We start from the raw sequence: 24,206 nt of genomic DNA on the forward strand, positions 1-24,206 counted from the left end.
AAGGGCGGGTCATTCCCGCCCTTTTTCGTTCCGGCGATCCTCGATAAGGGTCGTCCGTAACCGTCCATTAAGCACAATCGGGCGAAATACGACTCATGGCCGCTTGCGTTCGCGGCCGCGAGGGTTCGGGTCATGTGGACACGTCAGCACAAGCAGAGAAACACCGGCAGGCTGATCATCCCCTCGCTTTGCGTGCTCTTCCTGGCCTATTTCGGCTTCCATGCCTATCACGGCGAATTCGGCATCTATTCCAAATATCGGCTGCAGGCCCGTGCGGTTGAATTGAAGGCCCAGCTTGACGCCGTGAAGGCGCGCCGGATCGACTTCGAGCGCCGTGTCCAGCTGATGCATGAGGGTACGCTGGAGAAGGATATGCTTGACGAGCAGGCCCGAAAGGCGCTCAATCTGTCCCATCCGGACGAAATCACCATTATGCTGCCTACCTCGAGGAAATAACCGAATTTCGGTTAATCGCCTTTATTTTCAATGATTCTAATCGCTTAGATGCATGCCAGCCATGCGTTTTTCAGCATGGCGCAATGCATCCTTGCATGTTAGCTTTCCGCAATCGGTGGGGAGACGATCGATCTCCCTGAATGTCCGCGAAGAGACGCCAACAGGGAGTGACGCATGGCCACCGCCGCCAAAAAAGCGCCCGCAAAATCCAGATCCGACAAACAGCCCAATCTGTCAGCGCCCAAACCGGCGGATTTCACCAAAGAAGAAGAGCTTTCCGCCTACCGTCACATGCTTTTGATCCGCCGCTTCGAGGAGAAGGCGGGCCAGCTCTACGGCATGGGCTTCATTGGCGGCTTCTGCCACCTCTATATCGGCCAGGAGGCCGTCGTCACCGGCATGAAGATGGCGCTGGTCGAAGGCGACCAGATGATCACCGCCTATCGCGACCATGGCCACATGCTGGCGATGGAGCTGTCGCCGCGCGGCGTCATGGCCGAGCTCACCGGTCGCCGTGGCGGTCTTTCGAAGGGCAAGGGCGGCTCGATGCACATGTTCTCCAAGGAAAAGCATTTCTATGGCGGCCACGGCATTGTCGGCGCGCAGGTGTCGCTCGGCACCGGTCTCGCCTTCGCCAACCGCTACCGCGACAACAAGAATGTCTCGCTGACCTATTTCGGCGATGGCGCCGCCAACCAGGGCCAGGTCTATGAAAGCTTCAACATGGCCTCGCTGTGGAAGCTGCCGGTGATCTACATTATCGAGAACAACCGCTACGCCATGGGCACGTCCGTGTCGCGTTCGTCGGCCGAGACCGACTTCTCGCATCGCGGCGCTTCCTTCAAGATTCCCGGCATCCAGGTCGACGGCATGGACGTCCGCGCCGTGAAGTCGGCGGCCGATCTCGCGACCGAATGGTGCCGTGCCGGCAACGGTCCGCTCATCCTCGAGATGCAGACCTATCGCTATCGAGGCCATTCGATGTCCGACCCGGCGAAATACCGCTCCAAGGAGGAAGTGCAGAAGATGCGCTCCGAGCATGACCCGATCGAGCAGGTCCGGGTGCGGCTGCTCGACAAGAAGTGGGCAAGCGAGGACGAGCTCAAGGCCATCGACAAGGAAGTCCGCGACATCGTCGCCGACGCCGCCGAATTCGCCCAGAACGACGCCGAGCCGGATCCGTCCGAGCTCTGGACCGACATCGTACTCTAAGGAGAGGGCAAGGACATGCCGATCGAAATTCTCATGCCCGCGCTGTCGCCGACGATGGAAGAGGGCAATCTTTCCAAATGGCTGAAGAACGAAGGCGACAAGGTCGTCGCCGGTGATGTGATCGCCGAGATCGAGACCGACAAGGCGACGATGGAGGTCGAAGCTGTCGACGAAGGCACGCTGGCCAAGATCGTGGTTCCCGCCGGCAGTGAAGGCGTCAAGGTCAACGCGGTCATCGCCGTGCTTGCCGTCGACGGCGAGGACGTCGACAAGGCCGGCGAAGGCATCGGCGAGGAAGAGCCCGCCAAGGCTGAAAAAGCCGCGCCGGCCCCGGCGCAAGCCTCGGCCAAAAGCGAGGCGTCCGCCGCTGTCGCCGCCGCGCCGAAGGCGGAGATCGCCGCCGATCCGGATATTCCAGCCGGCACCGAGATGGTTTCCACCACGGTGCGCGAAGCGCTCCGTGACGCCATGGCCGAGGAGATGCGCCGCGACGGCGATGTCTTCGTCATGGGCGAGGAGGTCGCCGAGTACCAGGGCGCCTACAAGATCACGCAGGGCCTGCTGCAGGAATTCGGGCCGAAGCGCGTCGTCGACACGCCGATCACCGAGCATGGCTTTGCCGGTGTCGGCGTCGGCGCCGCGATGGCGGGGCTGAAGCCGATCGTCGAGTTCATGACCTTCAACTTCGCCATGCAGGCGATCGACCAGATCATCAACTCGGCCGCCAAGACGCTCTATATGTCCGGCGGCCAGATGGGCGCGCCGATCGTGTTCCGTGGTCCCAACGGTGCGGCGGCCCGCGTCGCCGCCCAGCACTCGCAATGCTATGCCGCCTGGTACAGCCATATCCCCGGCCTGAAGGTGGTGATGCCCTATACGGCTGCCGACGCCAAGGGCCTGCTCAAGGCCGCGATCCGCGACCCGAACCCGGTCATCTTCCTGGAGAACGAGATCCTCTACGGCCATTCCTTCGACGTGCCGAAGCTCGACGACTTCGTGCTGCCGATCGGCAAGGCGCGTATCCACAAGCAGGGCAAGGACGTCACCCTCGTCTCCTTCGGCATCGGCATGACCTATGCGCTCAAGGCGGAAGCCGAGTTGCGCGGCATGGGCATCGACGCCGAGATCATCGATTTGAGAACCATCCGCCCGCTCGACTTCGACACGATCATCGCCTCGGTGAAGAAGACCAACCGCCTCGTGGTGGTGGAAGAAGGTTTTCCGCAGAACTCGGTCGGCGATCACATCGCCAACCAGGTCTCGCAGCGCGCCTTCGATTTCCTCGATGCGCCGGTGATCACCATTGCCGGCAAGGACGTTCCCATGCCTTACGCGGCGAACCTCGAGAAGCTGGCGCTGCCCAACGTCGGCGAAGTCGTCGAGGCCGTCAAAGCCGTCACTTATCGCTGAGCCGGTCGGGAGGACATCATGCCAATCAACATCACCATGCCGGCGCTCTCCCCGACCATGGAAGAGGGCAATCTGTCAAAATGGCTGGTCAAGGAAGGCGATAAGGTTTCGCCGGGTGACGTGATCGCCGAGATCGAGACCGACAAGGCGACGATGGAGGTCGAAGCCGTCGATGAAGGCACAGTCGCCAAGCTGGTGGTTCCGGCCGGCACCGAAGGCGTCAAGGTCAACGCGCTGATCGCCATCCTGGCCGGTGAAGGCGAGGATGCCGCGGCCGCTGCCAAGAGCGGCGGCGGCGCCGCGCCCAAGGCTGAAGCGCCGAAAGCTGATGCCCAGAAGGGCGAGCCGCCCAAGGAAGCGCCCAAGCCGGCAGCAGCCGCCGCGGCGCCCCCGCCGGCGAAGGCCGAGCCTGCTCCCCTCGCCAACGGCCACGCCGCCGGCGATCGCGTCTTCGCATCGCCGCTGGCCCGCCGCATCGCCAAGGATGCCGGCGTCGACGTGACGGCGCTGACCGGTTCCGGCCCGCATGGCCGCGTGGTGAAGGTCGACGTCGAGGCGGCGATCGCTTCCGGCGGCGCTCCGGCTGCGAAGGCGCCCGCCGCCGCCCCGTCCGCTCCGGCCGCAGCGCCCAAACCGATGTCGGACGACCAGGTGCTGAAGCTGTTCGCCGAAGGCTCCTACGAGCTCGTGCCGCATGACAACATGCGCAAGACCATCGCGCGTCGCCTGGTCGAGGCGAAGTCCACCATCCCGCATTTCTATTTGACGCTGGACTGCGAGCTCGATGCGCTCTTGGCGCTGCGCACGCAGCTCAATGCCGCAGCCCCGATGCGGAAGACCGAGAAGGGCGAGGTTCCGGCCTACAAGCTCTCGGTCAACGACATGGTCATCAAGGCCATGGCGATGGCGCTGATGGCGGTGCCGGACGCCAACGCCTCCTGGACCGACAGCGCCATGGTCAAGCACAAGCACGCCGATGTCGGCGTCGCCGTGTCGATCCCCGGCGGCCTGATCACGCCGATCATCCGGCATGCAGACGAAAAGACGCTGTCGGTCATCTCCAACGAGATGAAGGACCTGGCAAGCCGCGCCAGGAGCCGCAAGCTGAAGCCGCAAGAATATCAGGGCGGCACGACGGCGGTGTCCAATCTCGGCATGTTCGGCGTCAAGGACTTCGCCGCCGTCATCAACCCGCCGCATGCGACGATCCTGGCGGTCGGCGCAGGCCAGGAACGGGCGGTGGTCAAGAAGGGCGAGATCAGAATAGCCACCGTGATGTCGGTGACCTTGTCGACCGATCACCGCGCCGTCGACGGCGCGCTCGGCGCCGAACTGCTCGGCGCCTTCAAGCGCTTGATCGAAAACCCGATGGGCATGCTGGTGTAAGAAGGGAAAAGGCGGTGCGGAAATTCGTCACCAGCCTTTTCACCCTGATTATTTTTAATCCCGACGGCGAGCTCTTCGCATGCCGGCGCGGCAGGCGCTCGCAGCCAGCTTTCGGCAAGGGTGGGGCAATCGCATGAAGACAATTCTCTGTTATGGCGACTCGCTGACCTGGGGCTATGACGCCGCCAATCTCGGTCGCCATGCGCTCGAGGACCGCTGGCCGAGCGTGCTTGGGGCTGAACTCGGCAACGATGTCGAAGTCATCGCCGAAGGCCTCAACGGCCGCACCACCGCCTTCGACGACCATCTGGCCGGCGCCGATCGCAATGGCGCCCGCATTCTGCCGACGATCCTGACCAGCCATGCGCCGCTCGATCTCGTTATCGTCATGCTCGGCTCCAACGACATGAAGCCTTGGATTCACGGCAATCCGGTCGCAGCCAAGCAGGGCGTGCAGCGGCTGATCGATATCGTGCGCGGCCATGACTATCCGTTCGACTGGCCGGCGCCGCAGATCCTCGTTGTCGCGCCGCCTGTCGTGACACGCACCGACAATGCCGAGTTCAAGGAAATGTTCGCCGGCGGCGACGACGCTTCCAAGCGTCTTGCGCCGCAGTATTCCTTGCTGGCCGACGAGGCCGGCTGCGGCTTCTTCGACGCCGGCACGGTCGCAACCACCACGCCGCTCGACGGCGTCCATCTCGATGCCGAGAACACGCGAAACATCGGCAAGGCTCTGGCGCCGCTCGTGCGCGTCATGCTCTCGCTCTAACCCTCAGAAAGATCAGGGAGAAAACCCGTGGCTGAATCCTACGACGTCATCATCATCGGCTCAGGCCCCGGCGGCTATGTCACGGCGGTGCGTTCCGCCCAGCTCGGCTTCAAGACGGCAATCGTCGAGCGCGAGCATCTTGGCGGCATCTGCCTGAATTGGGGCTGCATTCCGACCAAGGCGCTGCTGCGCTCGGCCGAGATCATGCATTATTCGGATCATCTGAAGGATTACGGGCTTAAGCTTGAAGGCGGTAAAATTATGCCCGACACCGCTGCCGTGGTCGACCGCTCGCGAAAAGTCTCGCTCAGGCTGAACACCGGCGTCGGCTTCCTGATGAAGAAGAACAAGGTCGACGTCATCTGGGGCGAGGCCAAGCTTTCCAAAGCCCCAGCCGGTGACAAACCGGGCGAGGTCGTCGTCTCAAAGACCGCGAAGAAGGCGATGGAGCCGCAGCCGCCGGTGCCGAAAGGCGTCAAGGGCGAGGGCACCTACACGGCCAAGCACATCATCCTGGCGACGGGCGCCAGGCCGCGCGCGCTGCCCGGCATCGAGCCGGACGGCAAGCTGATCTGGACCTATTTCGAGGCCATGGTGCCGAAGGAAATGCCGAAATCGCTGTTGGTGATGGGTTCGGGTGCCATCGGCATCGAATTCGCCTCCTTCTACCGCACCATGGGCGCCGATGTGACGGTGGTCGAGCTGCTGCCGGCGGTAATGCCGGTCGAGGACGCCGAGGTCTCGAAATTCGCGCAAAAACAGTTCGAGAAGCAGGGCATGAAGATCCTCCTCGAGGCCAAGGTGACCAAGGTTGAAAAGGGCGCCAATTCGGTCACCGCGCATGTCGAGATGAAGGACGGCAAGGTCGAGAAGATCACCGCCGACCGCATGATCTCGGCCGTCGGCGTGCAGGGCAACATCGAGAATCTCGGCCTGGAAGCGCTTGGCGTGAAGACGGATCGCGGCTGCGTGGTCGTCGACGGCTACGGCAAGACCAATGTGCCCGGCATCTACGCCATCGGCGACGTCGCCGGCCCGCCTATGCTCGCCCACAAGGCCGAGCATGAGGGCGTTGTCTGCGTCGAGAAGATAGCCAATTTCCCGGGCGTGCACCCCATCGACAAGCTGAAGATCCCCGGCTGCACCTATTGTAGCCCGCAGGTCGCGTCCGTCGGCCTGACCGAGGCGAAGGCCAAGGCGGAAGGCAAGGATATCCGCGTCGGCCGCTTCCCTTTCAGCGCCAACGGCAAGGCCATCGCGCTCGGCGAGGACCAGGGCTTCGTCAAGACCATCTTCGACAAGAAGACCGGCCAGCTGCTCGGCGCGCACATGGTCGGCGCCGAGGTGACTGAGCTCATCCAGGGTTTTGTCGTGGCTATGAACCTGGAGACGACCGAGGAAGAGCTGATGCATACGATCTTCCCGCATCCGACACTGTCGGAGATGATGAAGGAGAGCGTGCTCGACGCCTATGGCCGCGTTTTGAACGCATGATAGGTCACCAATCGGTGATAAGTCACCAGTCGGTGATCGATGGCCAATCCGTGCTAACGTGGTTGGGCGAGACTCACACGCGGCAGCCGGAGAAAGCTGACGGCAAGGCGGTTCGTATCCGGATGCATTTTCACCTGATCGAGGAGGAATTGGCACATGCATATGAATGGCGTCGGCTGGATCGCAGCCATCATCGTCGGCGGCCTGGCGGGCTGGCTGGCCGAGATGGTCATGAAGAGCAACACCGGTATCTTCATGAACATCATCATGGGGATCGTCGGCGCGATAGTGCTGAACGCGATCCTGCAGGCCGTCAACATCCAGTCGTTCGGCGTCGGCTGGGTCGCCTATCTGATCACCGGCTTCATCGGCGCCTGCCTGCTGATCTTCGTCGGACGGCTCGTGCGTCGCTGACCCAAAGCCACCGTTATGCGAAAATGGCCGTGGCGGCATGCGCTGCCGCGGCCTTTTTCTTTGTCTCGAAAAGTCCTAGATGACGCAAGACAGGCGGCTGGCGAAATCGCGGCCGCGAAGGGTTTGAGATGGTCACAGTCGTAGACACGATCGCCAACCGGCCGCGCCCGCGGCATCCCGAGAAGGCGCACCGGCCCGACCAGGAGGTGCTGCGCAAGCCCGACTGGATCCGCGTCAAGGCGCCGGTTTCCAAGGGCTATGCCGAAACGCGCGAGATCGTGAAGTCGCACAAGCTGGTGACGGTGTGCGAGGAGGCCGGTTGCCCGAATATCGGCGAATGCTGGGACAAGAAGCACGCCACCTTCATGATCATGGGCGAGATCTGCACGCGCGCCTGCGCCTTCTGCAATGTCGCGACCGGCATCCCGACCGCGCTCGATCCGGATGAGCCGGCGCGCGTGGCGCACGCCGTCAAGCAGATGGGATTGAGCCATGTCGTCATCACCTCCGTCGACCGCGACGATCTTGACGACGGCGGCGCGCAGCATTTCGCCGAAGTCATCCGCACCATCCGCAAGGCAACGCCTTCGACGACGATCGAGATCCTGACGCCCGACTTCTTGCGCAAGGACGGCGCGCTGGAGATCGTCGTTGCGGCCAAGCCCGATGTCTTCAACCACAATCTCGAAACCGTGCCGTCGAATTACCTGACGGTTCGCCCCGGCGCGCGTTATTTCCACTCGATCCGGCTTTTGCAGCGGGTCAAGGAACTCGACCCCTCGATCTTCACCAAATCCGGCATCATGGTCGGCCTCGGCGAGGAGCGGAACGAGGTGCTGCAGTTGATGGACGATCTGCGTTCGGCCAATGTCGACTTCATGACCATCGGCCAGTATCTGCAGCCTTCCAAGAAGCACCATCCGGTGATCCGCTTTATCCCGCCGGACGAGTTCAAGTCCTACGAGACCATCGGCAAGACGAAGGGTTTTCTCCTCATGGCGTCGAGCCCGCTGACCCGCTCCTCGCACCATGCCGGCGAGGATTTCGCCAGGCTCCGCGCGGCGCGCGAGGCGCAGCTCGCGAAGGCCAGCTGACCTTCAATGCCGAAATTCGAGGCGACACGCCGCGTCGCGCATACGCCCGACGAGATGTTCGCGCTGGTGGCGGACATCGAGGCTTACCCGCAATTCCTGCCGCTCTGCGAATCCCTCACCGTGCGCTCGCGCAAGGAGCGTGACGGCCGCACCATCCTGGTTGCCGACATGAGCATCGGCTACAAGGCGATCCGCGAGACCTTTACGACCCAGGTGCTGCTGAAGCCCGACGAGAAAGCGATCGACGTCAAATACATAGACGGCCCGTTCAAATACCTCAGCAACATCTGGCGCTTCGATCCCGCGGCCAGCGGCTGCGAGGTGCATTTCTTCATCGACTACGAGTTCAAGAGCCGCATACTCGGCGCGGTGATGGGCACGATGTTCGACCGCGCCTTCCGCATGTTCTCGGAAGCCTTCGAGAAACGGGCAAACGTCATTTACGGTGTAAAGCCCGCCTAACGTTCGCCCAGCACCCGCAAGCCGAGTTGCAGCGCGTGCCTCACCGTCTCGTGCCGGATGAATTCGCGGCCCTTGTGGCCGAACAGCTGCCGCTCAGCGATTACCGGTTGTCCGGCAAGCGCTATCCCGAACCAGACAAGGCCGACCGGCTTGTCGGCCGAGCCGCCGCTGGGGCCGGCAATGCCGGTGACGGCGAGCGACAGGCTCGCTAGCGAGTGCGTCAGCGCCCCCGCCGCCATCTCCAGCACCGTCTCGCGCGAGACCGCGCCATGTGCGTCGAGCGTGGCGGCGGAGACGCCGAGCATCTCCATCTTGGCTTCGTTGGAATAGGTGACGAAGCCGCGATCGACCACGGCGGAAGACCCGGCGATATCGGTGAGCGCCGCGATGATCAGGCCGCCGGTGCAGCTTTCGGCCGTCGCCAGCATGATGCCGCGCTGCTGGCAGGCCTGGAGCAGGGCATTTGCGAGTTCGGCGTTGCTCATGCCGGCACCTCGCCCGGATAGACGACGCTGGCGGTGGCGATCGCGGCGATGCCTTCGCCGCGCCCGACGAAGCCGAGCTTCTCGTTGGTTGTCGCCTTGATCGAAATGCGCTCGGGCGCGATGCCGAGCATGGCTGCGAGCGCTTGCGTCATCGCCGCGCGATGCGGCCCGACGCGCGGCGCCTCGCAGATTAGCGTGATGTCGGCATTGGCGATACGGCCGCCGCGCTCGCGCACCAGCTTCGCCGCGTGCTCGACGAAGATCTTCGAGGCAGCACCCTTCCATTGCGGATCGAACGGTGGGAAATGCGTGCCGATATCGCCGGCGCCGCAGGTGGCGAGCAGCGCATCGGTCAGCGCATGCAGCCCGACATCGGCGTCCGAATGCCCGGAGAGTTTGCGATCATATGGAATGGCGACGCCGCAGAGCGTTACATGGTCGCCGGGCTCGAACGCGTGCACGTCATAGCCGTTGCCGGTGCGAATATCCGGGAAGCGCTGCTGCGCGCTCGAAAGCCGCTGGTCGGCCAATGCGATGTCCCTTGCCCAGGTGAGTTTGACATTGTCCGGCGATCCGGGAACGATCTTGACCGGTATCTGTGCCCATTCGGCGATCGCCGCGTCGTCGGTGAACTCCGTCTTGCCCAGATGATGCGCCTTCTCATGCGCGGCGAGCAGCGGCCAGAACGGAAAGCCCTGCGGCGTCTGCGCGGCATGAAGGCCGGCTCTCGACACCGTCTCGTCGATCATGCCGGCGGCCGATTCCCGCTTCAGCGTGTCGGCGACAGGCAGCGCCGGCAACGCGCCCTGGCGCTCGCCGATGGCTTCGATGGTGCGGTCGATCAGCCCGGCGTCGACGAAGGGTCGCACGGCGTCATGCACCAGCACTTTTGCCGGTGCCTGGTCCCTCAGCGCCAGGAGGCCGAGCCGGACGGACGCCTGGCGCGAAGGGCCGCCGATCACGGCGACAAGACGGTCGCCATGCGCTTCGGCCGCGCGTTCGAAGAGTTCGGCATCGTCGGCATGGATGGCCACGACCACGGGACCGATCATCGGATGGGAGAGGAAGATATCCAGCGTATGCGCGATAACGGCACGGCCGCCGATGCGCTGATATTGCTTCGGACCGTCCGCCTGTCCGGCGCGCGCGCCACGGCCGGCGGCAACGATCACCACCCCGATCCCGCCGTTCAGGCCTGTCGCTTGCTTTTCACTTGCCTCGCTCATTCCGATCGGTCCTAGTCGGGGTGATGGCCGAAGGCCAGCTTTTTCCAAAATGCGCCTTAATGTGACGTCATTGCGCGTTGCACAATGCCACACTTCTGGCTAGAGAATGTGCAATGATCGAACATGCTTGGTTTTTGTGCATGGCTGAACTGACCACATTGGCATCGCCTCTTGATGTCGGCGGCGTGAAAATCCGTAATCGGGTTTTCCTGGCGCCGATGTCGGGCATCACCGACGAGCCGTTCCGGCAGCGCGCGCACGCGCATGGCGCGGGATTGGTCGTTTCGGAAATGGTGGCGAGCGGCGAACTGGCCAAGGGCAGGGCAGGCTGCGACCTTCGCATCCGTCATTCCGGTCTGCCGGTGCATATGGTGCAGCTTGCCGGCCGCGAGGCCGCGCACATGGCTGAGGGCGCGCGAATCGCGACGGGCGAGGGCGCCGATATCATCGACATCAATATGGGCTGCCCGGCGAAGAAGGTGACCGGCGGCTATGCCGGCTCGGCGCTGATGCGCGACCTCGACCATGCGCTGTCGCTAATCGAGGCGGTGGTCGGCGCCGTTTCGGTGCCGGTGACCGTCAAAATGCGGCTCGGCTGGGACGAAAGCGCGCTCAACGCGCCGATGCTGGCGCGCCGCGCCGAACAGGCCGGCGTCAGCATGGTGACCGTGCATGGCCGCACGCGCTGCCAGTTCTATCAGGGCAAGGCCGACTGGCGCGCCATCGCCCGCGTCAAGCAAGCCGTCTCGATCCCGGTCGTGGCCAATGGCGATGTCGGCTCGCCGGAAGAGGCGGCGACAATCCTCGAACAGTCCGGCGCCGACGCGGTGATGATCGGTCGCGCGCATTACGGCGCGCCGTGGATTGCAGGAAGCATCGCCTCAATTGCCGGTGGTGTATCTGCGCCCGGCATTCCGCACGCGCCGCAGGCGCTCGCCGAATACGTCACCTTGCATTACGAGGACATGCTCTCGCTCTACGGCATAGAAAGCGGGCTGCGTCAGGCGCGCAAGCATCTCGGCTGGTATCTCGACCGTCACGCTGCCGATGTCTCAGCCGAGCAGCGCAAAGCCATTCTCACGTCCTTCAAGCCGGGTGAAGTCGTGGCCGAATTGTGCCGTGTCTTCGCCGATGGCGCGCACCCGGACAGCCTGCGGAGCGCGGCATGAAGGCGGACGTGCCACAGCAGGCCGATATGGCGGATGCCGCCAATATCGTGCTCAACACCATCCGCCGCCCGGTGATCATGGTCGATCCCGACGGCTTCATCACATTCGCCAACGCCGATGCCGAGGACTTCTTCCGCTCCAGCGCGAATATGCTCGCGCGCAACACGCTCTCCAAGCTGGTGCCCTTCGGCAGCCCGTTGCTGACGCTGGTCGACCAAGTGCGCGAACGCCGCGCGCCGGTCAACGAATACCGCGTCGACGTCTCGTCGCCGCGCCTCGGCATCGAAAAGATGGTCGATCTCTACGTCGCGCCGGTGCCGGAATTTCCGGGCTCGGTCGTCGTCATGTTCCAGGAACGCTCGATGGCCGACAAGATCGACCGCCAGATGACGCATCGCGGTGCGGCGCGCTCCGTCACCGGTCTTGCCGCGATGCTGGCGCATGAGATTAAGAACCCGCTCTCCGGCATTCGCGGCGCCGCCCAGTTGCTCGAGCTTTCCGCCTCCGATGAAGACCGCGCGCTGACCCGCCTGATCACCGACGAGACCGACCGCATCGTCTCACTGGTCGACCGCATGGAAGTGTTCTCCGATGAGCGGCCGATCGAACGCTATCCGGTCAACATCCATGTCGTGCTCGACCATGTGAAGGCGATTGCCAAGAACGGTTTTGCAAGACGGATCAAGATCTTGGAGGAATATGATCCATCATTGCCTCCGGTCTTCGCCAACCGCGATCAACTGATCCAGGTCTTCCTCAACCTGGTCAAGAACGCCGCCGAGGCGATCGGCGCCGACCCGCAGGGCGAGATCGTGCTATCGACGGCCTTCCGCCCAGGCATCCGCGTCTCGGTGCCCGGAACGCAGGACCGGGTGTCGTTGCCGCTGGAATTCTGCGTGCATGACAACGGTCCCGGCGTTTCCGAGGACATCCTGCCGATCCTGTTCGATCCGTTCATCACCACCAAGCCGAACGGCTCCGGACTTGGCCTTGCGCTGGTCGCCAAGATCGTCGGCGAGCATGGCGGGATCATCGAATGCGATTCGACGCCGCGCGGGACGACGTTTCGCATCCTGCTTCCAGCCTGGAAGGAGGCCGCACCAAGCGCCGGCGATGAAGCTGAAGGAGACCGCACATGACCGCTCGCGGCAATATTCTCGTCGCCGATGACGATGCGGCCATCCGCACCGTGCTCAACCAGGCGCTGTCACGCGTCGGCCACGAGGTGCGCGTGACCTCCAATGCCTCGACGCTGTGGCGTTGGGTTGCGGCGGGCGAGGGCGATCTCGTCATCACCGATGTGGTGATGCCCGACGAAAACGCCTTCGACATGCTGCCGCGCATCAAGAAGGCGCGGCCCGAGCTGCCGGTCATCGTCATGAGCGCCCAGAACACGTTCATGACCGCCATCCGCGCCTCCGAGACCGGCGCCTACGAATATCTGCCGAAGCCGTTCGACCTGACGGAGCTGCTCAACATCGTCAGCCGGGCGCTGGCCGAGCCGAAGCGGCCGAAGCTCGATGGCCGCGCGGAAGACCAGCCGGAGACAATGCCGCTGGTCGGCCGATCCGCCGCCATGCAGGACATCTACCGCATGCTGGCGCGCATGATGCAGACCGACCTCACGGTCATGATCAGCGGCGAGTCCGGCACCGGCAAGGAGCTGGTGGCGCGCGCGCTGCACGAATATGGCCGCCGTCGCGGCGGCCCGTTCGTGGCCATCAACATGGCGGCGATCCCGCGCGACCTGATCGAATCGGAATTGTTCGGCCACGAGAAGGGCGCCTTCACCGGGGCACAGAACCGCTCCAGCGGCCGGTTCGAACAGGCCGAGGGCGGCACGCTGTTCCTCGACGAGATCGGCGACATGCCGATGGAAGCGCAGACCCGGCTGCTGCGCGTGCTGCAGCAGGGCGAATACACCACTGTCGGCGGCCGCACTCCGATCAAGACCGACGTCCGTATCGTCGCAGCCACAAACAAGGACCTGCGCACGCTCATCAACCAGGGCCTGTTCCGCGAGGACCTGTTCTATCGTCTCAACGTCGTGCCGCTCAGGCTGCCGGCGCTGCGCGAGCGTTCCGAGGACATTCCCGACCTGGTGCGGCATTTCTTCAAGCAGGGCGCCAGCGAGGGCCTGCAGACCAAGCGCATATCCTCCGGCGGCATCGAGCTTATGAAACGCTATCCCTGGCCGGGCAATGTGCGCGAGCTTGAAAACCTGGTGCGCCGGCTGGCCGCCCTCTACTCGCAGGACGAGATTTCATCGGAAATCATAGAATCGGAGCTGAAAACCGGCGAAAGGCCAGTCGTGCCCGATGGCGGCGCGCTCATCCCCGACGATCTGTCGATCGGCCAGGCTGTCGAGCATTTCCTGCAGCGCTACTTCGCCTCCTTCGCCGGCGAATTGCCGCCGGCCGGGCTCTACCAGCGCATTCTTGCCGAGGTCGAGTATCCGCTGGTGCTGGCTTCGATGACGGCGACGCGCGGCAACCAGATCAAGGCGGCGGAGCTTTTGGGGCTCAACCGCAACACGCTGCGCAAGAAGATCCGCGAGCTCGGCGTCAACGTCTACAAATCAGCCAGGCAGCCGTAACGTCACCTCGTCCCGTCGGTGAATTTTGTCTGGGAAAGATTATCTTCCCGGCCACACTTGTTGCATAATCGCCACAATGCGTTGCATACATCCGACGCGATGACCGACTCTGTACCGCGACATGGCAGCTGAGGCTCCGACCCTGACCCAACCGCTTTTCAACCAGACCGGCACGCGTGACGGGCGACGGTTGCTGGCGTTGCCCGGCGTGGTCGCCATTGCCGGCGCGGTGATCACGGCGGCCATATCGTTTGCGATCCTGGTCGGCGCAACGCCGATCGCGCCGACCGCCGACGCGACCTGGGCTCTGATCGCGGCCAATGCCGTCTTTGTGCTGTTCCTCATCGCCTTGATCGCGCGCGAGGTACGACGCATCGTGCTGGCGCGGCGCCACGGCAGGGCTGCCTCGCGGCTGCATGTGCGCATCGTCGCCATGTTCGCGCTGGTTGCCGCCATCCCGGCCATCATGGTGGCGATCGTCGCCTCGATCACGCTCGACATCGGCCTGGACCGCTGGTTCGAAATCCGCACCAAGACGATCGTCAACTCGTCGCTGTCGATTGCCGACGCTTATGTGCAGGAGAATGCGCGCAACCTCCAGGGCACAACACTGTCCATGGCATACGATCTCGATGCCTCGCGCACGCTCTATGGTCTCGACAAGGGCGGTTTCCTCGATCTGTTGAACAAGGAGGCCGTCGGGCGCGGCCTGGCGCATGCGGCCCTTATCAAGCCGGACGGCTCGTTCGTCATGAACGCCAAGACCGACGCCGACTTCCCCATGCCCGAGCCGCCCCCGGGCGCTGTCGACACCGCGGCCGAGGGCAAGCCGGTGCTGATAGAACCTCGCACCCGCAACATCATGGGCGCCATTATCAAGCTGCGCGAGATCGAAGGGCTTTACCTCTACACGATCCGGCTGGTTGATCCCGACGTGATCAGGGCGCGCCAGATCGTCAGGGGCAACACCGACGAATATCGTAATCTGCAGGACAATCGCCGGACCTCGCAGGTCGCCTTCGCGTTGCCTTATCTGTCGCTCACGCTGATCATCACGCTCTCGGCGATCTGGACTGGCATCGCGGTCGCCGACCGGATCGTGCGGCCGATCCGCCAGCTGATCGGCGCCGCCGACGAGGTGGCGACCGGCAATCTCGACGTTGCCGTTCCAGTGCGCCAGTCCGATGGCGACGTCGCCTCGCTCGGCGAGACCTTCAACAACATGATCCTGGAGCTCAAGTCGCAACGCAACGAGCTGCTCTCGGCCAAGGATCTGATCGACGAGCGCCGGCGTTTCTCCGAGGCGGTGCTTGCCGGCGTCACTGCCGGCGTCATCGGCGTCGACCCCTACGGCATCATCACCATCGTCAATCGCTCGGCCGAGACGATGCTGACGATTTCGGCGAATGCGACGCTCGGCCAGAACCTTTCGACGGTCCTGCCGCTTGTCGGTCGTGTGTTCGAGATCGGACGACAGTCCGGCAAGCCGGTCTATCGCGAGCAGGTGACCTTCTTCCGCACCGGTCTGGAGCGCACCTTCAATGTCCAGGTAACGGTCGAATCCGGCGACGACGGCGAAGAAGAGAAATCCTATGTGGTGACAGTCGACGACATCACCGATCTCGTCCAGGCGCAGCGTTCGTCGGCCTGGGCCGATGTGGCGCGGCGCATCGCGCATGAGATCAAGAACCCGCTGACGCCGATCCAGCTTTCGGCCGAGCGCATCAGGCGCCGCTACGGCAAGGTCATCACCGAGGATCGCGAGGTGTTCGACCAGTGCACCGACACCATCATCCGCCAGGTCGAGGACATCGGCCGCATGGTCGACGAATTCTCGGCCTTCGCCCGCATGCCGAAGCCGGAGATGAAGGCGATCGACCTTCGCGAGTCGTTGCGCGAGGCGTCCTTCCTGGTCGAGGTCAGCCGCTCGGACATTGCCTTCCAGCGCGACTTCGGCAGCGAGCCGTTGAAAGGCACTTTCGACAGCCGCCTGATGGCTCAGGCTTTCGGCAACGTCATCAAGAACGCGGCCGAGGCGATCGACGGACTTGATGCGCAGGACCGTTCGGGCGGCACAATCCGGATTCAGGCCGGACGGCAAGATGGCGCCATACGAATCGACGTTATCGATAACGGCAAGGGGCTGCCGCGCGAGAATCGCCAAAGGCTTCTCGAGCCCTATATGACGACGCGCGAGAAGGGCACCGGGCTTGGCCTCGCTATCGTCAAAAAGATCGTGGAGGACCATGGCGGCCGTCTCGAATTGCACGACGCGCCAGCGGATTTCCATGGCGGCCGGGGCGCGATGATCTCGATCATCCTGCCCCCGGCCACGATCGTAGCCGCGCCGCCACGCGGTGAAGGTCGAAGCGAACACGAACGAGAAACTGAAAAGGTCGGTAATGGCGTCTGACATTCTCATCGTCGATGACGAGGAAGACATCCGCGAACTTGTCGCCGGTATATTGAGCGACGAGGGTCACGAAACCCGCACGGCCCATGATGCCGACAGCGCGCTTGCAGCGATTGCCGATCGCGCGCCGCGGCTGATTTTCCTCGATATCTGGCTGCAGGGCTCGCGCCTCGATGGCCTGGCGCTGCTCGACGAGATCAAGACCATGCATCCGAACATGCCGGTGGTCATGATCTCCGGCCACGGCAACATCGAAACGGCAGTGTCGGCCATCCGGCGCGGCGCGTATGATTTCATCGAGAAGCCGTTCAAGGCCGATCGCCTCATCCTGATCGCCGAGCGCGCCCTGGAAACGTCCAAGCTGCGACGCGAGGTCTCCGACCTCAAGCAGCGCAGCGGCGAGACTTTCGACCTGATCGGCATGTCGTCGGCGATGAGCCAGCTGCGGCAGACCATCGAGCGCGTCGCGCCGACCAACAGCCGCGTCATGATCATCGGCCCCTCCGGCTCAGGCAAGGAACTGACGGCGCGGGCCATCCACACGCTGTCGTCGCGCAAGTCCGGTCCGTTCGTCACGCTGAGCGCGGCCACCATCACGCCCGAGCGCATGGAGATCGAGCTGTTCGGTACCGAATCGAACGGCACCGAGCGCAAGGTCGGCGCGCTGGAGGAGGCGCATCGCGGCATCCTCTACATCGACGAAGTCGCCGATATGCCGCGCGAAACGCAAAACAAGATCCTGCGCGTGCTGGTCGAGCAGCAATTCGAGCGGGTAGGCGGCACCAAGCGCGTCAAGGTCGATGTCCGCATCATCTCCTCGACCTCGCAGAACCTCGAAGCAATGATCGCCGACGGCCGCTTCCGCGAGGATCTTTACCATCGCCTGGCGGTGGTTCCGGTCATAGTGCCGGGGCTCGCTGAGCGGCGCGAGGACATTCCCTACCTCGTCGACAACTTCATGAAGCAGATTGCGCGCCAGGCCGGCATAAGGCCGCGCCGCATCGGCGACGATGCGCTGGCCGTGCTGCAGGCGCACAACTGGCCGGGCAACGTTCGCCAATTGCGCAACAATGTCGAGCGGCTGATGATCCTGGCGCGTGGCGAAGACGCCGATGCACCGATCACCGCCGACCTTCTGCCGTCCGAGATCGGCGACGTCATGCCGCGTACGCCCAACCAGTCGGACCAGCACATCATGGCGCTGCCGCTGCGCGAGGCCCGCGAGCAATTCGAGAAGGACTACCTGATCGCCCAGATCAACCGCTTCGGCGGCAATATCTCGAAGACCGCCGAGTTCATCGGCATGGAACGATCGGCACTCCACCGCAAGCTGAAGTCGCTGGGTGTGTAGCGAGCCCTTGGCCCACGCGATTGTTCATTACGGCAGGGGCGGAATCGCCTAAGAAAGCCGGACATTTCCCTGAGGGTTCCCATGCCGCGCATTGCCTATGTCAACGGGCGCTATGTCGTCCATGCTCAAGCCAGCGTCCACATCGAGGATCGCGGCTACCAGTTCGCGGACGGGGTCTATGAGGTTTGCGAGGTGGCGCGCGGCCATATCGTCGACATGCCGCGCCACCTTGCCAGGCTCAAGCGCTCGCTGAAGGAACTGTCCATCGCCTGGCCGGTCTCGGAACGCGTCCTGCCGATGCTGTTGCGCGAAGTGGTCAATCGCAACGGCGTGGTCGACGGCCTTGTCTATGTGCAGGTGACCCGCGGCGTCGCCAGCCGCGAGTTCGTGTTTCCGCCCGCGGGCACAAGGCCTTCCCTGGTCATAACCGCCAGGAAAGCCGATCCGGCCGCGAGCGCGAAGCGGGTGGAGACCGGCATCAAGGTCATCACCGTCCCGGAGAATCGCTGGGACCGCGTCGACATCAAGAGCACCGGCCTCTTGCCCAATGTGCTCGCCAAGCAGAAGGCCAAGGAAGCCGGCGCCCAGGAAGCGTGGTTCGTCGACACCGACGGCAACGTCAAGGAAGGCGGCTCGTCCAACGCCTGGATCGTCACCCGGGACGGCGTCCTTGTGACCCGGCCGGCCGAGCATGGCATCCTGCGCGGCATCACTCGTACGACGCTTTTCGATGTCGCCGCCAAGCTTGGCCTCAAGATCGAGGAACGCGGGTTTTCGGTCGCCGAAGCCAAGGCGGCAAGGGAAGCATTCATCAGTTCGGCGACCACAATCGCCATGCCGGTCGTCGAAATCGACGGGGCGCCGATCGCAAATGGCCATCCCGGTTCGATGACACTTTCGTTGCGGCAGGCCTTTTTTCACGTTGCGGAAAAAAGTCCAGCCTGATAACCGCACAACTGGAAGTAACCTCAACTATCTCATTCTGCTTGCCATTGTGTCGGCAAGAGGGGGTTTGCGCGCTTGACAGGTGCCTCGTAATTTGGCGCATTGGCCCGTAAACCGAAGGGGATCGGCGAAAGACAAGAAAAATGGCGGAACGATCGCAAAACCTTCAGGACCTGTTCCTGAATTCAGTTCGCAAGAGCAAAAATCCACTTACCATCTTCCTCATCAACGGCGTGAAGCTGACTGGCGTCGTCACATCGTTCGACAATTTTTGTGTGTTGTTGCGGCGCGACGGGCACTCCCAGCTCGTCTACAAGCACGCTATTTCCACGATCATGCCGAGCCAGCCGGTTCAGATGTTCGATGGCGAGGAAAGCCAGGGCGCCTGATTGGCACGTGATAAGGAAGCGGACCGCAGCGTTCGCGGAAAACAAGGACATCAACTCGGGCCGGAATCCAAGGATCCGACCCGCGCAGTTGTCATTGTGCCGGTGCTTACCCGGCAGCCCCGCGGCGACGACGAGTCGAGCCGTCCGCGCCTGAGCCGTTCGCCGGATGCACGCCACGACGAAGCGGTCGGGCTTGCCAGCGCCATCGATCTCAACCCGGTTCACACCGCGGTGGTGACGGTTGCCGATCCGCGGCCGGCCACCCTGCTCGGCAGCGGCAAGGTGGCCGAGTTCGCAGATATCGTGAAGGAGCGCAAGGCGGAGCTGGTCATCGTCGACCATCCGCTGACGCCGGTGCAGCAGCGCAATCTCGAAAAGGAACTGAACGCCAAGGTGCTCGACCGCACCGGGCTCATTCTCGAGATATTCGGCGAGCGGGCGCGCACCAAGGAAGGCACGCTGCAGGTCGAGCTTGCGCATCTCAACTATCAGAAGGGTCGTCTGGTGCGAAGCTGGACCCACCTCGAGCGGCAGCGCGGCGGCGCCGGCTTCCTCGGCGGTCCGGGCGAAACCCAGATCGAATCCGACAGGCGCATCCTGCAGGACAAGATCACCAAGCTAAAGCACGAGCTGGAGACGGTTCGGCGCACGCGCGACCTGCACCGCGCCAAGCGCAAGAAGGTGCCGTTCCCGGTGGTGGCGATCGTCGGCTACACCAATGCCGGCAAGTCGACGCTGTTCAACCGGCTTACCGGGGCAGGGGTGCTGGCCGAGGACATGCTCTTCGCAACGCTCGATCCGACGCTGCGGCGCGTGCGGCTACCGCACGGCACGCCGATTATCCTGTCGGACACGGTGGGCTTTATTTCCGACCTGCCGACGCATCTGGTGGCGGCCTTCCGGGCAACGCTGGAAGAAGTCGTCGAGGCGGATCTGGTGCTGCATCTGCGCGACATCTCCGATCCGGACACCGCCGCCCAGGCCGAGGACGTCGAACGCATCCTCGGCGATCTCGGCGTCGACGCTGCCGATGCGAACCGCGTGATCGAGGTCTGGAACAAGGTCGACCTGCTTGACGAAGGCAATCGCGAGCGCCTGCTTGCCGAGAGCGCTAGCGGCAAGGCGCCGCCGATCTCTATATCGGCCGTCACCGGCGAAGGAATCGACGCGCTGAAAGCGCTCATCGAGACGCGCGTGTCGGGCGAGCTGGAAAAGATGACGGTGACATTGAGCCCTGCCCAGCTTGGCCAGGTCGACTGGCTCTACCGCAACGGCGACGTCGTTTCGCGCACCGACAATGAAGACGGCAGCGTCACGCTATCGCTGACAGCCACGCACAGCGCCAGGCAAGAGATAGAGAACCGCCTGCATCGCAGGAGCCATGGCTAACCGGCTGATTACTTGGTGCCTTTGGCCTGCTGCCAGAGTGCTTCCATCTCGTTGAGCGTTGCCTTCTCCAGCGACTTGCCCGAGGCCTCCAGAGCCTGCTCGACATAGTGGAATCGCGAACGGAACTTTTCGTTGGTACCGCTGAGCGCGGCTTCGGAATCGAGCTTGAGGTGGCGGCCGAGATTGACGACGGCAAACAGCATGTCGCCGAACTCGTCCTTGATGGGAGCCGCGTCACCGGTGGCGAGCGCCTCGCGCAATTCGCCGATCTCTTCCTCTATCTTGTCGAGGATGGGAGCTGCCTCGCTCCAGTCGAAGCCGACGCGTGCCGCCTTTTCCTGCAGTTTCAGGGCACGCGTCAGGGCAGGGAGCGCGACCGGCACGCTGTCGAGATAGCCCCTGCCGTGATCCTCCGGGTCGAGACCACGGGCGATGCGGGCGTCGCGCTTCTCGGTTTTTTCAACCGCCTTGATCTTCTCCCACATGCCCTTGGCCATGCCGGCGCTGCGCGCCTTCTCGTCGCCGAAGACGTGCGGATGGCGGCGGATCATCTTGGTGGTGATGGCCTCGACGACATCGCCGAAAGCGAACTCGCCGATCTCCTCAGCCATCTGCGCGTGATAGACGACCTGCAGCAGCAGATCGCCCAGTTCCTCGCGCAGATCGTCGAGATCGCCGCGCGCGATCGCATCGGCCACTTCATAGGCTTCCTCGATCGTGTAGGGCGCGATGGTAGCGAAATTCTGCTCGATATCCCAAGGGCAGCCGGTCTTCGGCGCCCGCAGCGCCGCCATGATCTCGATCAGCCGGGAAATGTCCTTGGAGGGCTTCATGATTTGAGCCTATCCCGCGGCCAGCGTCCGACCAATCCTGGCCGGACACCGAAACGAGTTGTCCACAGCCTCAGTCGAGCACCGAGACGATCGCCTTGGCGAGATCGTCCATGCCGTCCTCCGGCAGGCCGGCCACGTTGATGCGGCTGTCGCCGACCATATAGACGGCGTGCTCGGCACGCAGGCGTTCGACCTGCGCCTCGGTCAACCCAAGCCTCGAAAACATGCCACGATGGCTGGCGACGAAATCGAAGCGGTCGGAATTGGACTGCCGGCGCAACGCCTCGGCAAAAGCGACGCGCAGCCGAAGCATGCGCAGCCGCATCTCCTCGAGCTCCGTCTCCCAGTCCTTCCTCAGGGCGGCGTCTTCGAGCACCATGCGCACCGCCGCCGCGCCGTGATCCGGCGGCATCGAATAAAGCGCGCGCGCGGCCGCCAGCATCTGGCTCATCGCCACGTCGGCCTGGGCGCCATCCTTGGCCATGATCATCGCCGCGCCCACGCGGTCGCGATATACGGCAAAATTCTTCGAGCAGCTCGAGGCGACGACCATTTCCGGCACCTTGCCGGCAAGCAGCCGCAGGCCGGCGGCGTCGGCATCGAGGCCTTCGCCAAAACCCTGATAGGCAATGTCGACGAAAGGCAGCAAGCCGCGATCCAGCAGCACGTCGGCGACCTTGGCCCACTGCGCGATATCGAGATTGGCGCCGGTCGGGTTGTGACAGCAGCCATGCAGGAGCACGACATCGCCGCTGTTGGCAACTTTTAGCGCCGCCAGCATCTCGCCGAAGCGGACAGCGCCCGATGCGGCATCGAAATAGGGATAGTCGCGAACCTGCAGACCAGCGGCGCGCATCACCGGCAGATGGTTCGGCCAGGTCGGATCGGACAGCCAAACCGTCGCGCCGGGGCGCGTGCGCTGCACAAGCTCGGCCACCAGCCTGAGCGCGCCCGATCCGCCCGGCGCCTGTGCCGCGCGGATACGCGAATGGTCGGCCTTCTCGCCAAAGGCGAGCTTGATCATGGCGGCGTTGAAGCCGGTGTCGCCGGCAAGGCCGAGATAGGTTTTGGTGTCCTGGCTCGCCAGCAGCCGCTTCTCGGCCTCGCCCACGGCGCGCATCACCGGCGTCTTGCCGTCGATGTCCTTGTAGACGCCGACGCCGAGGTCGACTTTGCCGGGCCGTGGATCGTTGCGATAGAGGCCGATCAGGGCAAGGATTTTGTCGGCCGGCGCGGGCTGCAGGGTCTCGAACATCGAAAAGGACTCCAATGGCGGCGGAGTGATACGCAAATCGATCCCGTCGCGCCAGCGGTTTCCGCTGTGGCGGCGACACGAAAAGAAATGCCGGGCAGGGGATTAAAATCCCTACATGCTCCGTAAACAGGGCATGAAACGGTCGATGGCACGCTTCGATATCGTCGGGCAGTTGGGTTCGCTGCGGCGCTATGCGCGCTCGCTGACGCGCGACAGCACTGAGGCCGAGGATCTCGTCCATGACGCGCTGGTGCGCGCCTATGAGCGGCGCGCGACCTTTCGGTCAAGCGGCAATCTGCGCGCCTGGCTGCTGGCGATCGTGCACAACGTCTTCATCGACCGCATGCGCTCGCGCCGCTCCGAGGCGGCGCGCATCGAACAGGCCGGCCTTGTCGCCGACCAGAGCGTGCCGGCGTCGCAGGACCATTCGGTTCGCCTGTCGCAGGTCCGGGAAGCGTTTCTTTCGCTGCCGGAGGAACAGCGCTCCGCGCTCCATCTCGTCGCCATCGAAGGGCTTTCCTATCAGGAGGCCGCCGAAGTCATCGGCGTGCCGCTCGGAACGCTGATGTCACGCATCGGCCGCGCGCGTGCCGCGCTGCGCGAGATGGAAGAGGGCGCGGCGCCAAAAGCCAGGCCTCATCTCAGGATCGTGGGAGACGATCAATGACCGCTATTGTCGACCCCGTGACCGATGCCGATCTCGACGCCTATGTCGACGATCAGCTGGATGTCGCCCGCCGCATCGAGGTCGAGGCGCACCTCGCCGCGCGCCCGGAAGTGGCCGCGCGCGTGATGTCCGATCTGAGGACGCGCGACGAACTGCGCGTCGCGCTTGCCGGCCCTGTCGGCAGGGCGCGTCCGGCCACGACAGAAGCGGCGCGCCGGCTGGAAAGAGGCCTTGCCAGGGGACGCATGCTTGCCGTGCTGCAGCGTGCGGCGGCCGCGGCCGTCCTGGTCGCGGCAGGCTGGCTTGCCAACGGCGCCTTCGGGCCGATCGCCGTGACCAAGGTGGTCGCCTCGACGCAGCCGCCGGCCTATGTCGAGGATGCGGTCCGGGCGCACAGGACGACCTTGGTGCGCGAGACGATGCCGTCGCAGCAAGAGGCTCCGGGCTACGATCCCGACGAGATTCGCGCCGCCACCGCGATCGTCATGCCGTCGCTGCCTGACGACTGGAAGATTCGCGACGTCCAGGTCTATCCCTCGCAATTCGGGCCGAGCGTCGAGGTAGCGGTCGACACCAAGGACCTCGGTCTTGTCTCGTTGTTCGCCATCAGGCCGGGCAGGTTCGATGTGGTGAAGCCGACGATCGCGCCCTCCGACGACATCTCAACCGCGTATTTCCAGATCGGCGAGGTCGCCTATGCGGTGGTCGGACGCGGCGACGCCGGCAGCCTCGACCGTGCCGCCGAGAAACTCGCCAGAACTCTCTACTGAAAACAAACCCTCTACCGA

The 24,206-nt window shown here is 63.9% G+C and carries 23 protein-coding genes; 19 read left to right on the forward strand and 4 right to left on the reverse strand.

Annotated elements, in window-relative coordinates:
- Positions 1-132: 132 nt before the first annotated feature.
- The 9 genes from LB552_RS24605 (at position 133) to LB552_RS24645 (ending at position 8,700) form a co-directional block, all read left to right on the forward strand.
- Positions 133-456, forward strand: a complete 324-nt coding sequence (locus tag LB552_RS24605; protein ID WP_224610726.1) for an FtsB family cell division protein — start codon at positions 133-135, stop codon at positions 454-456.
- 174 nt (positions 457-630) lie between these two features.
- A complete protein-coding gene (pdhA, locus tag LB552_RS24610) occupies positions 631-1,668 on the forward strand; it encodes a pyruvate dehydrogenase (acetyl-transferring) E1 component subunit alpha (RefSeq protein WP_095765469.1) in 1,038 nt (345 codons plus the stop codon).
- Between the two features lie 15 nt (positions 1,669-1,683).
- Positions 1,684-3,078 carry a pyruvate dehydrogenase complex E1 component subunit beta gene (locus LB552_RS24615; protein ID WP_224610727.1) on the forward strand — a complete coding sequence of 465 codons (1,395 nt, stop codon included), beginning with the start codon at positions 1,684-1,686 and terminating at the stop codon, positions 3,076-3,078.
- An 18-nt stretch (positions 3,079-3,096) separates the two neighbouring features.
- Entirely contained in the window at positions 3,097-4,464 is a 1,368-nt protein-coding gene (locus LB552_RS24620; protein WP_224610728.1) for a pyruvate dehydrogenase complex dihydrolipoamide acetyltransferase, read from the forward strand.
- Between the two features lie 133 nt (positions 4,465-4,597).
- A complete protein-coding gene (locus LB552_RS24625; RefSeq protein WP_224610730.1) occupies positions 4,598-5,236 on the forward strand; it encodes an SGNH/GDSL hydrolase family protein in 639 nt (212 codons plus the stop codon).
- Between the two features lie 27 nt (positions 5,237-5,263).
- Positions 5,264-6,730 (forward strand): dihydrolipoyl dehydrogenase, encoded by a 1,467-nt coding sequence (gene lpdA, locus LB552_RS24630; protein ID WP_224610732.1) that lies wholly within the window; start codon positions 5,264-5,266, stop codon positions 6,728-6,730.
- A gap of 156 nt (positions 6,731-6,886) precedes the next feature.
- Complete coding sequence (locus LB552_RS24635) at positions 6,887-7,144, forward strand: GlsB/YeaQ/YmgE family stress response membrane protein (RefSeq protein ID WP_224610734.1); 258 nt, start codon at positions 6,887-6,889, stop codon at positions 7,142-7,144.
- 128 nt (positions 7,145-7,272) lie between these two features.
- On the forward strand, positions 7,273-8,238 hold the full coding sequence (gene lipA, locus LB552_RS24640) for a lipoyl synthase (protein ID WP_224610736.1): 966 nt from the start codon (positions 7,273-7,275) through the stop codon (positions 8,236-8,238).
- A gap of 6 nt (positions 8,239-8,244) precedes the next feature.
- On the forward strand, positions 8,245-8,700 hold the full coding sequence (locus tag LB552_RS24645; protein WP_224610738.1) for a type II toxin-antitoxin system RatA family toxin: 456 nt from the start codon (positions 8,245-8,247) through the stop codon (positions 8,698-8,700).
- Here LB552_RS24645 and LB552_RS24650 read toward each other — a convergent pair.
- Positions 8,697-9,185 (reverse strand): CinA family protein, encoded by a 489-nt coding sequence (locus LB552_RS24650; protein ID WP_224610740.1) that lies wholly within the window; start codon positions 9,183-9,185, stop codon positions 8,697-8,699. The two genes, LB552_RS24645 and LB552_RS24650, sit on opposite strands and share 4 nt — an antisense overlap.
- Positions 9,182-10,411: a bifunctional 2-C-methyl-D-erythritol 4-phosphate cytidylyltransferase/2-C-methyl-D-erythritol 2,4-cyclodiphosphate synthase gene (locus LB552_RS24655; RefSeq protein ID WP_224610742.1), complete on the reverse strand. Its 1,230-nt coding sequence runs from the start codon at positions 10,409-10,411 to the stop codon at positions 9,182-9,184. The genes LB552_RS24650 and LB552_RS24655 overlap by 4 nt, the downstream gene beginning before the upstream one ends.
- Before the next feature lie 140 nt (positions 10,412-10,551).
- Between LB552_RS24655 and dusB the strand changes: the two genes are divergently transcribed.
- The 8 genes from dusB to hflX all read left to right on the forward strand — a co-directional run bounded on the left by dusB (position 10,552) and on the right by hflX (position 20,663).
- The gene (gene dusB / locus LB552_RS24660; protein WP_224610743.1) at positions 10,552-11,580 is read left to right on the forward strand and encodes a tRNA dihydrouridine synthase DusB; all 1,029 of its coding nucleotides are present in this window, start codon (positions 10,552-10,554) and stop codon (positions 11,578-11,580) included.
- On the forward strand, positions 11,577-12,719 hold the full coding sequence (locus LB552_RS24665) for a two-component system sensor histidine kinase NtrB (RefSeq protein ID WP_224610744.1): 1,143 nt from the start codon (positions 11,577-11,579) through the stop codon (positions 12,717-12,719). Before dusB ends, LB552_RS24665 begins: the two co-directional genes overlap by 4 nt.
- Entirely contained in the window at positions 12,716-14,176 is a 1,461-nt protein-coding gene (gene ntrC, locus LB552_RS24670) for a nitrogen regulation protein NR(I) (RefSeq protein ID WP_095765457.1), read from the forward strand. Before LB552_RS24665 ends, ntrC begins: the two co-directional genes overlap by 4 nt.
- A gap of 121 nt (positions 14,177-14,297) precedes the next feature.
- A complete protein-coding gene (locus LB552_RS24675) occupies positions 14,298-16,589 on the forward strand; it encodes a sensor histidine kinase NtrY-like (protein WP_224610745.1) in 2,292 nt (763 codons plus the stop codon).
- On the forward strand, positions 16,579-17,940 hold the full coding sequence (locus tag LB552_RS24680) for a sigma-54-dependent transcriptional regulator (RefSeq protein WP_095765455.1): 1,362 nt from the start codon (positions 16,579-16,581) through the stop codon (positions 17,938-17,940). The genes LB552_RS24675 and LB552_RS24680 overlap by 11 nt, the downstream gene beginning before the upstream one ends.
- Before the next feature lie 81 nt (positions 17,941-18,021).
- Positions 18,022-18,885, forward strand: a complete 864-nt coding sequence (locus LB552_RS24685; RefSeq protein WP_224610746.1) for a D-amino-acid transaminase — start codon at positions 18,022-18,024, stop codon at positions 18,883-18,885.
- A 143-nt stretch (positions 18,886-19,028) separates the two neighbouring features.
- The gene (gene hfq / locus LB552_RS24690; protein WP_006202172.1) at positions 19,029-19,274 is read left to right on the forward strand and encodes an RNA chaperone Hfq; all 246 of its coding nucleotides are present in this window, start codon (positions 19,029-19,031) and stop codon (positions 19,272-19,274) included.
- Positions 19,275-20,663 carry a GTPase HflX gene (gene hflX / locus LB552_RS24695; protein ID WP_224610747.1) on the forward strand — a complete coding sequence of 463 codons (1,389 nt, stop codon included), beginning with the start codon at positions 19,275-19,277 and terminating at the stop codon, positions 20,661-20,663. It abuts the gene before it with no gap.
- An 8-nt stretch (positions 20,664-20,671) separates the two neighbouring features.
- On the opposite strand, the gene mazG is transcribed toward hflX, so the two are convergent.
- Both mazG and LB552_RS24705 read right to left on the reverse strand, forming a co-directional pair.
- A complete protein-coding gene (gene mazG, locus LB552_RS24700) occupies positions 20,672-21,496 on the reverse strand; it encodes a nucleoside triphosphate pyrophosphohydrolase (protein WP_224610748.1) in 825 nt (274 codons plus the stop codon).
- A gap of 70 nt (positions 21,497-21,566) precedes the next feature.
- Positions 21,567-22,751, reverse strand: a complete 1,185-nt coding sequence (locus LB552_RS24705) for an aromatic amino acid transaminase (protein WP_224610749.1) — start codon at positions 22,749-22,751, stop codon at positions 21,567-21,569.
- A gap of 133 nt (positions 22,752-22,884) precedes the next feature.
- Between LB552_RS24705 and LB552_RS24710 the strand changes: the two genes are divergently transcribed.
- Together LB552_RS24710 and LB552_RS24715 are read left to right on the forward strand one after the other, a co-directional pair.
- A complete protein-coding gene (locus tag LB552_RS24710; protein WP_411966402.1) occupies positions 22,885-23,418 on the forward strand; it encodes a sigma-70 family RNA polymerase sigma factor in 534 nt (177 codons plus the stop codon).
- The gene (locus LB552_RS24715; protein ID WP_095765449.1) at positions 23,415-24,188 is read left to right on the forward strand and encodes an anti-sigma factor family protein; all 774 of its coding nucleotides are present in this window, start codon (positions 23,415-23,417) and stop codon (positions 24,186-24,188) included. Before LB552_RS24710 ends, LB552_RS24715 begins: the two co-directional genes overlap by 4 nt.
- Positions 24,189-24,206: the final 18 nt, after the last annotated feature.

It is taken from the genome of Mesorhizobium sp. CA7 (assembly GCF_020165015.1).
GTDB lineage: Bacteria > Pseudomonadota > Alphaproteobacteria > Rhizobiales > Rhizobiaceae > Mesorhizobium.

Bases quoted from the DNA above. Each gene is read 5' to 3' on its own strand.
- LB552_RS24615 (WP_224610727.1), top strand. From the start codon at position 1,684: ATGCCGATCGAAATTCTCATGCCCGCGCTGTCGCCGACGATGGAAGAG.
- LB552_RS24665 (WP_224610744.1), top strand. From the start codon at position 11,577: ATGAAGGCGGACGTGCCACAGCAGGCCGATATGGCGGATGCCGCCAAT.
- pdhA (WP_095765469.1), top strand. From the start codon at position 631: ATGGCCACCGCCGCCAAAAAAGCGCCCGCAAAATCCAGATCCGACAAA.
- ntrC (WP_095765457.1), top strand. From the start codon at position 12,716: ATGACCGCTCGCGGCAATATTCTCGTCGCCGATGACGATGCGGCCATC.
- LB552_RS24620 (WP_224610728.1), top strand. From the start codon at position 3,097: ATGCCAATCAACATCACCATGCCGGCGCTCTCCCCGACCATGGAAGAG.
- LB552_RS24685 (WP_224610746.1), top strand. From the start codon at position 18,022: ATGCCGCGCATTGCCTATGTCAACGGGCGCTATGTCGTCCATGCTCAA.
- LB552_RS24710 (WP_411966402.1), top strand. From the start codon at position 22,885: ATGAAACGGTCGATGGCACGCTTCGATATCGTCGGGCAGTTGGGTTCG.
- LB552_RS24635 (WP_224610734.1), top strand. From the start codon at position 6,887: ATGCATATGAATGGCGTCGGCTGGATCGCAGCCATCATCGTCGGCGGC.
- LB552_RS24680 (WP_095765455.1), top strand. From the start codon at position 16,579: ATGGCGTCTGACATTCTCATCGTCGATGACGAGGAAGACATCCGCGAA.
- lipA (WP_224610736.1), top strand. From the start codon at position 7,273: ATGGTCACAGTCGTAGACACGATCGCCAACCGGCCGCGCCCGCGGCAT.
- LB552_RS24655 (WP_224610742.1), bottom strand. From the start codon at position 10,411: ATGAGCGAGGCAAGTGAAAAGCAAGCGACAGGCCTGAACGGCGGGATC.
- LB552_RS24645 (WP_224610738.1), top strand. From the start codon at position 8,245: ATGCCGAAATTCGAGGCGACACGCCGCGTCGCGCATACGCCCGACGAG.
- LB552_RS24715 (WP_095765449.1), top strand. From the start codon at position 23,415: ATGACCGCTATTGTCGACCCCGTGACCGATGCCGATCTCGACGCCTAT.
- LB552_RS24650 (WP_224610740.1), bottom strand. From the start codon at position 9,185: ATGAGCAACGCCGAACTCGCAAATGCCCTGCTCCAGGCCTGCCAGCAG.
- LB552_RS24675 (WP_224610745.1), top strand. From the start codon at position 14,298: ATGGCAGCTGAGGCTCCGACCCTGACCCAACCGCTTTTCAACCAGACC.
- dusB (WP_224610743.1), top strand. From the start codon at position 10,552: ATGGCTGAACTGACCACATTGGCATCGCCTCTTGATGTCGGCGGCGTG.
- LB552_RS24705 (WP_224610749.1), bottom strand. From the start codon at position 22,751: ATGTTCGAGACCCTGCAGCCCGCGCCGGCCGACAAAATCCTTGCCCTG.
- hfq (WP_006202172.1), top strand. From the start codon at position 19,029: ATGGCGGAACGATCGCAAAACCTTCAGGACCTGTTCCTGAATTCAGTT.
- LB552_RS24605 (WP_224610726.1), top strand. From the start codon at position 133: ATGTGGACACGTCAGCACAAGCAGAGAAACACCGGCAGGCTGATCATC.
- LB552_RS24625 (WP_224610730.1), top strand. From the start codon at position 4,598: ATGAAGACAATTCTCTGTTATGGCGACTCGCTGACCTGGGGCTATGAC.
- mazG (WP_224610748.1), bottom strand. From the start codon at position 21,496: ATGAAGCCCTCCAAGGACATTTCCCGGCTGATCGAGATCATGGCGGCG.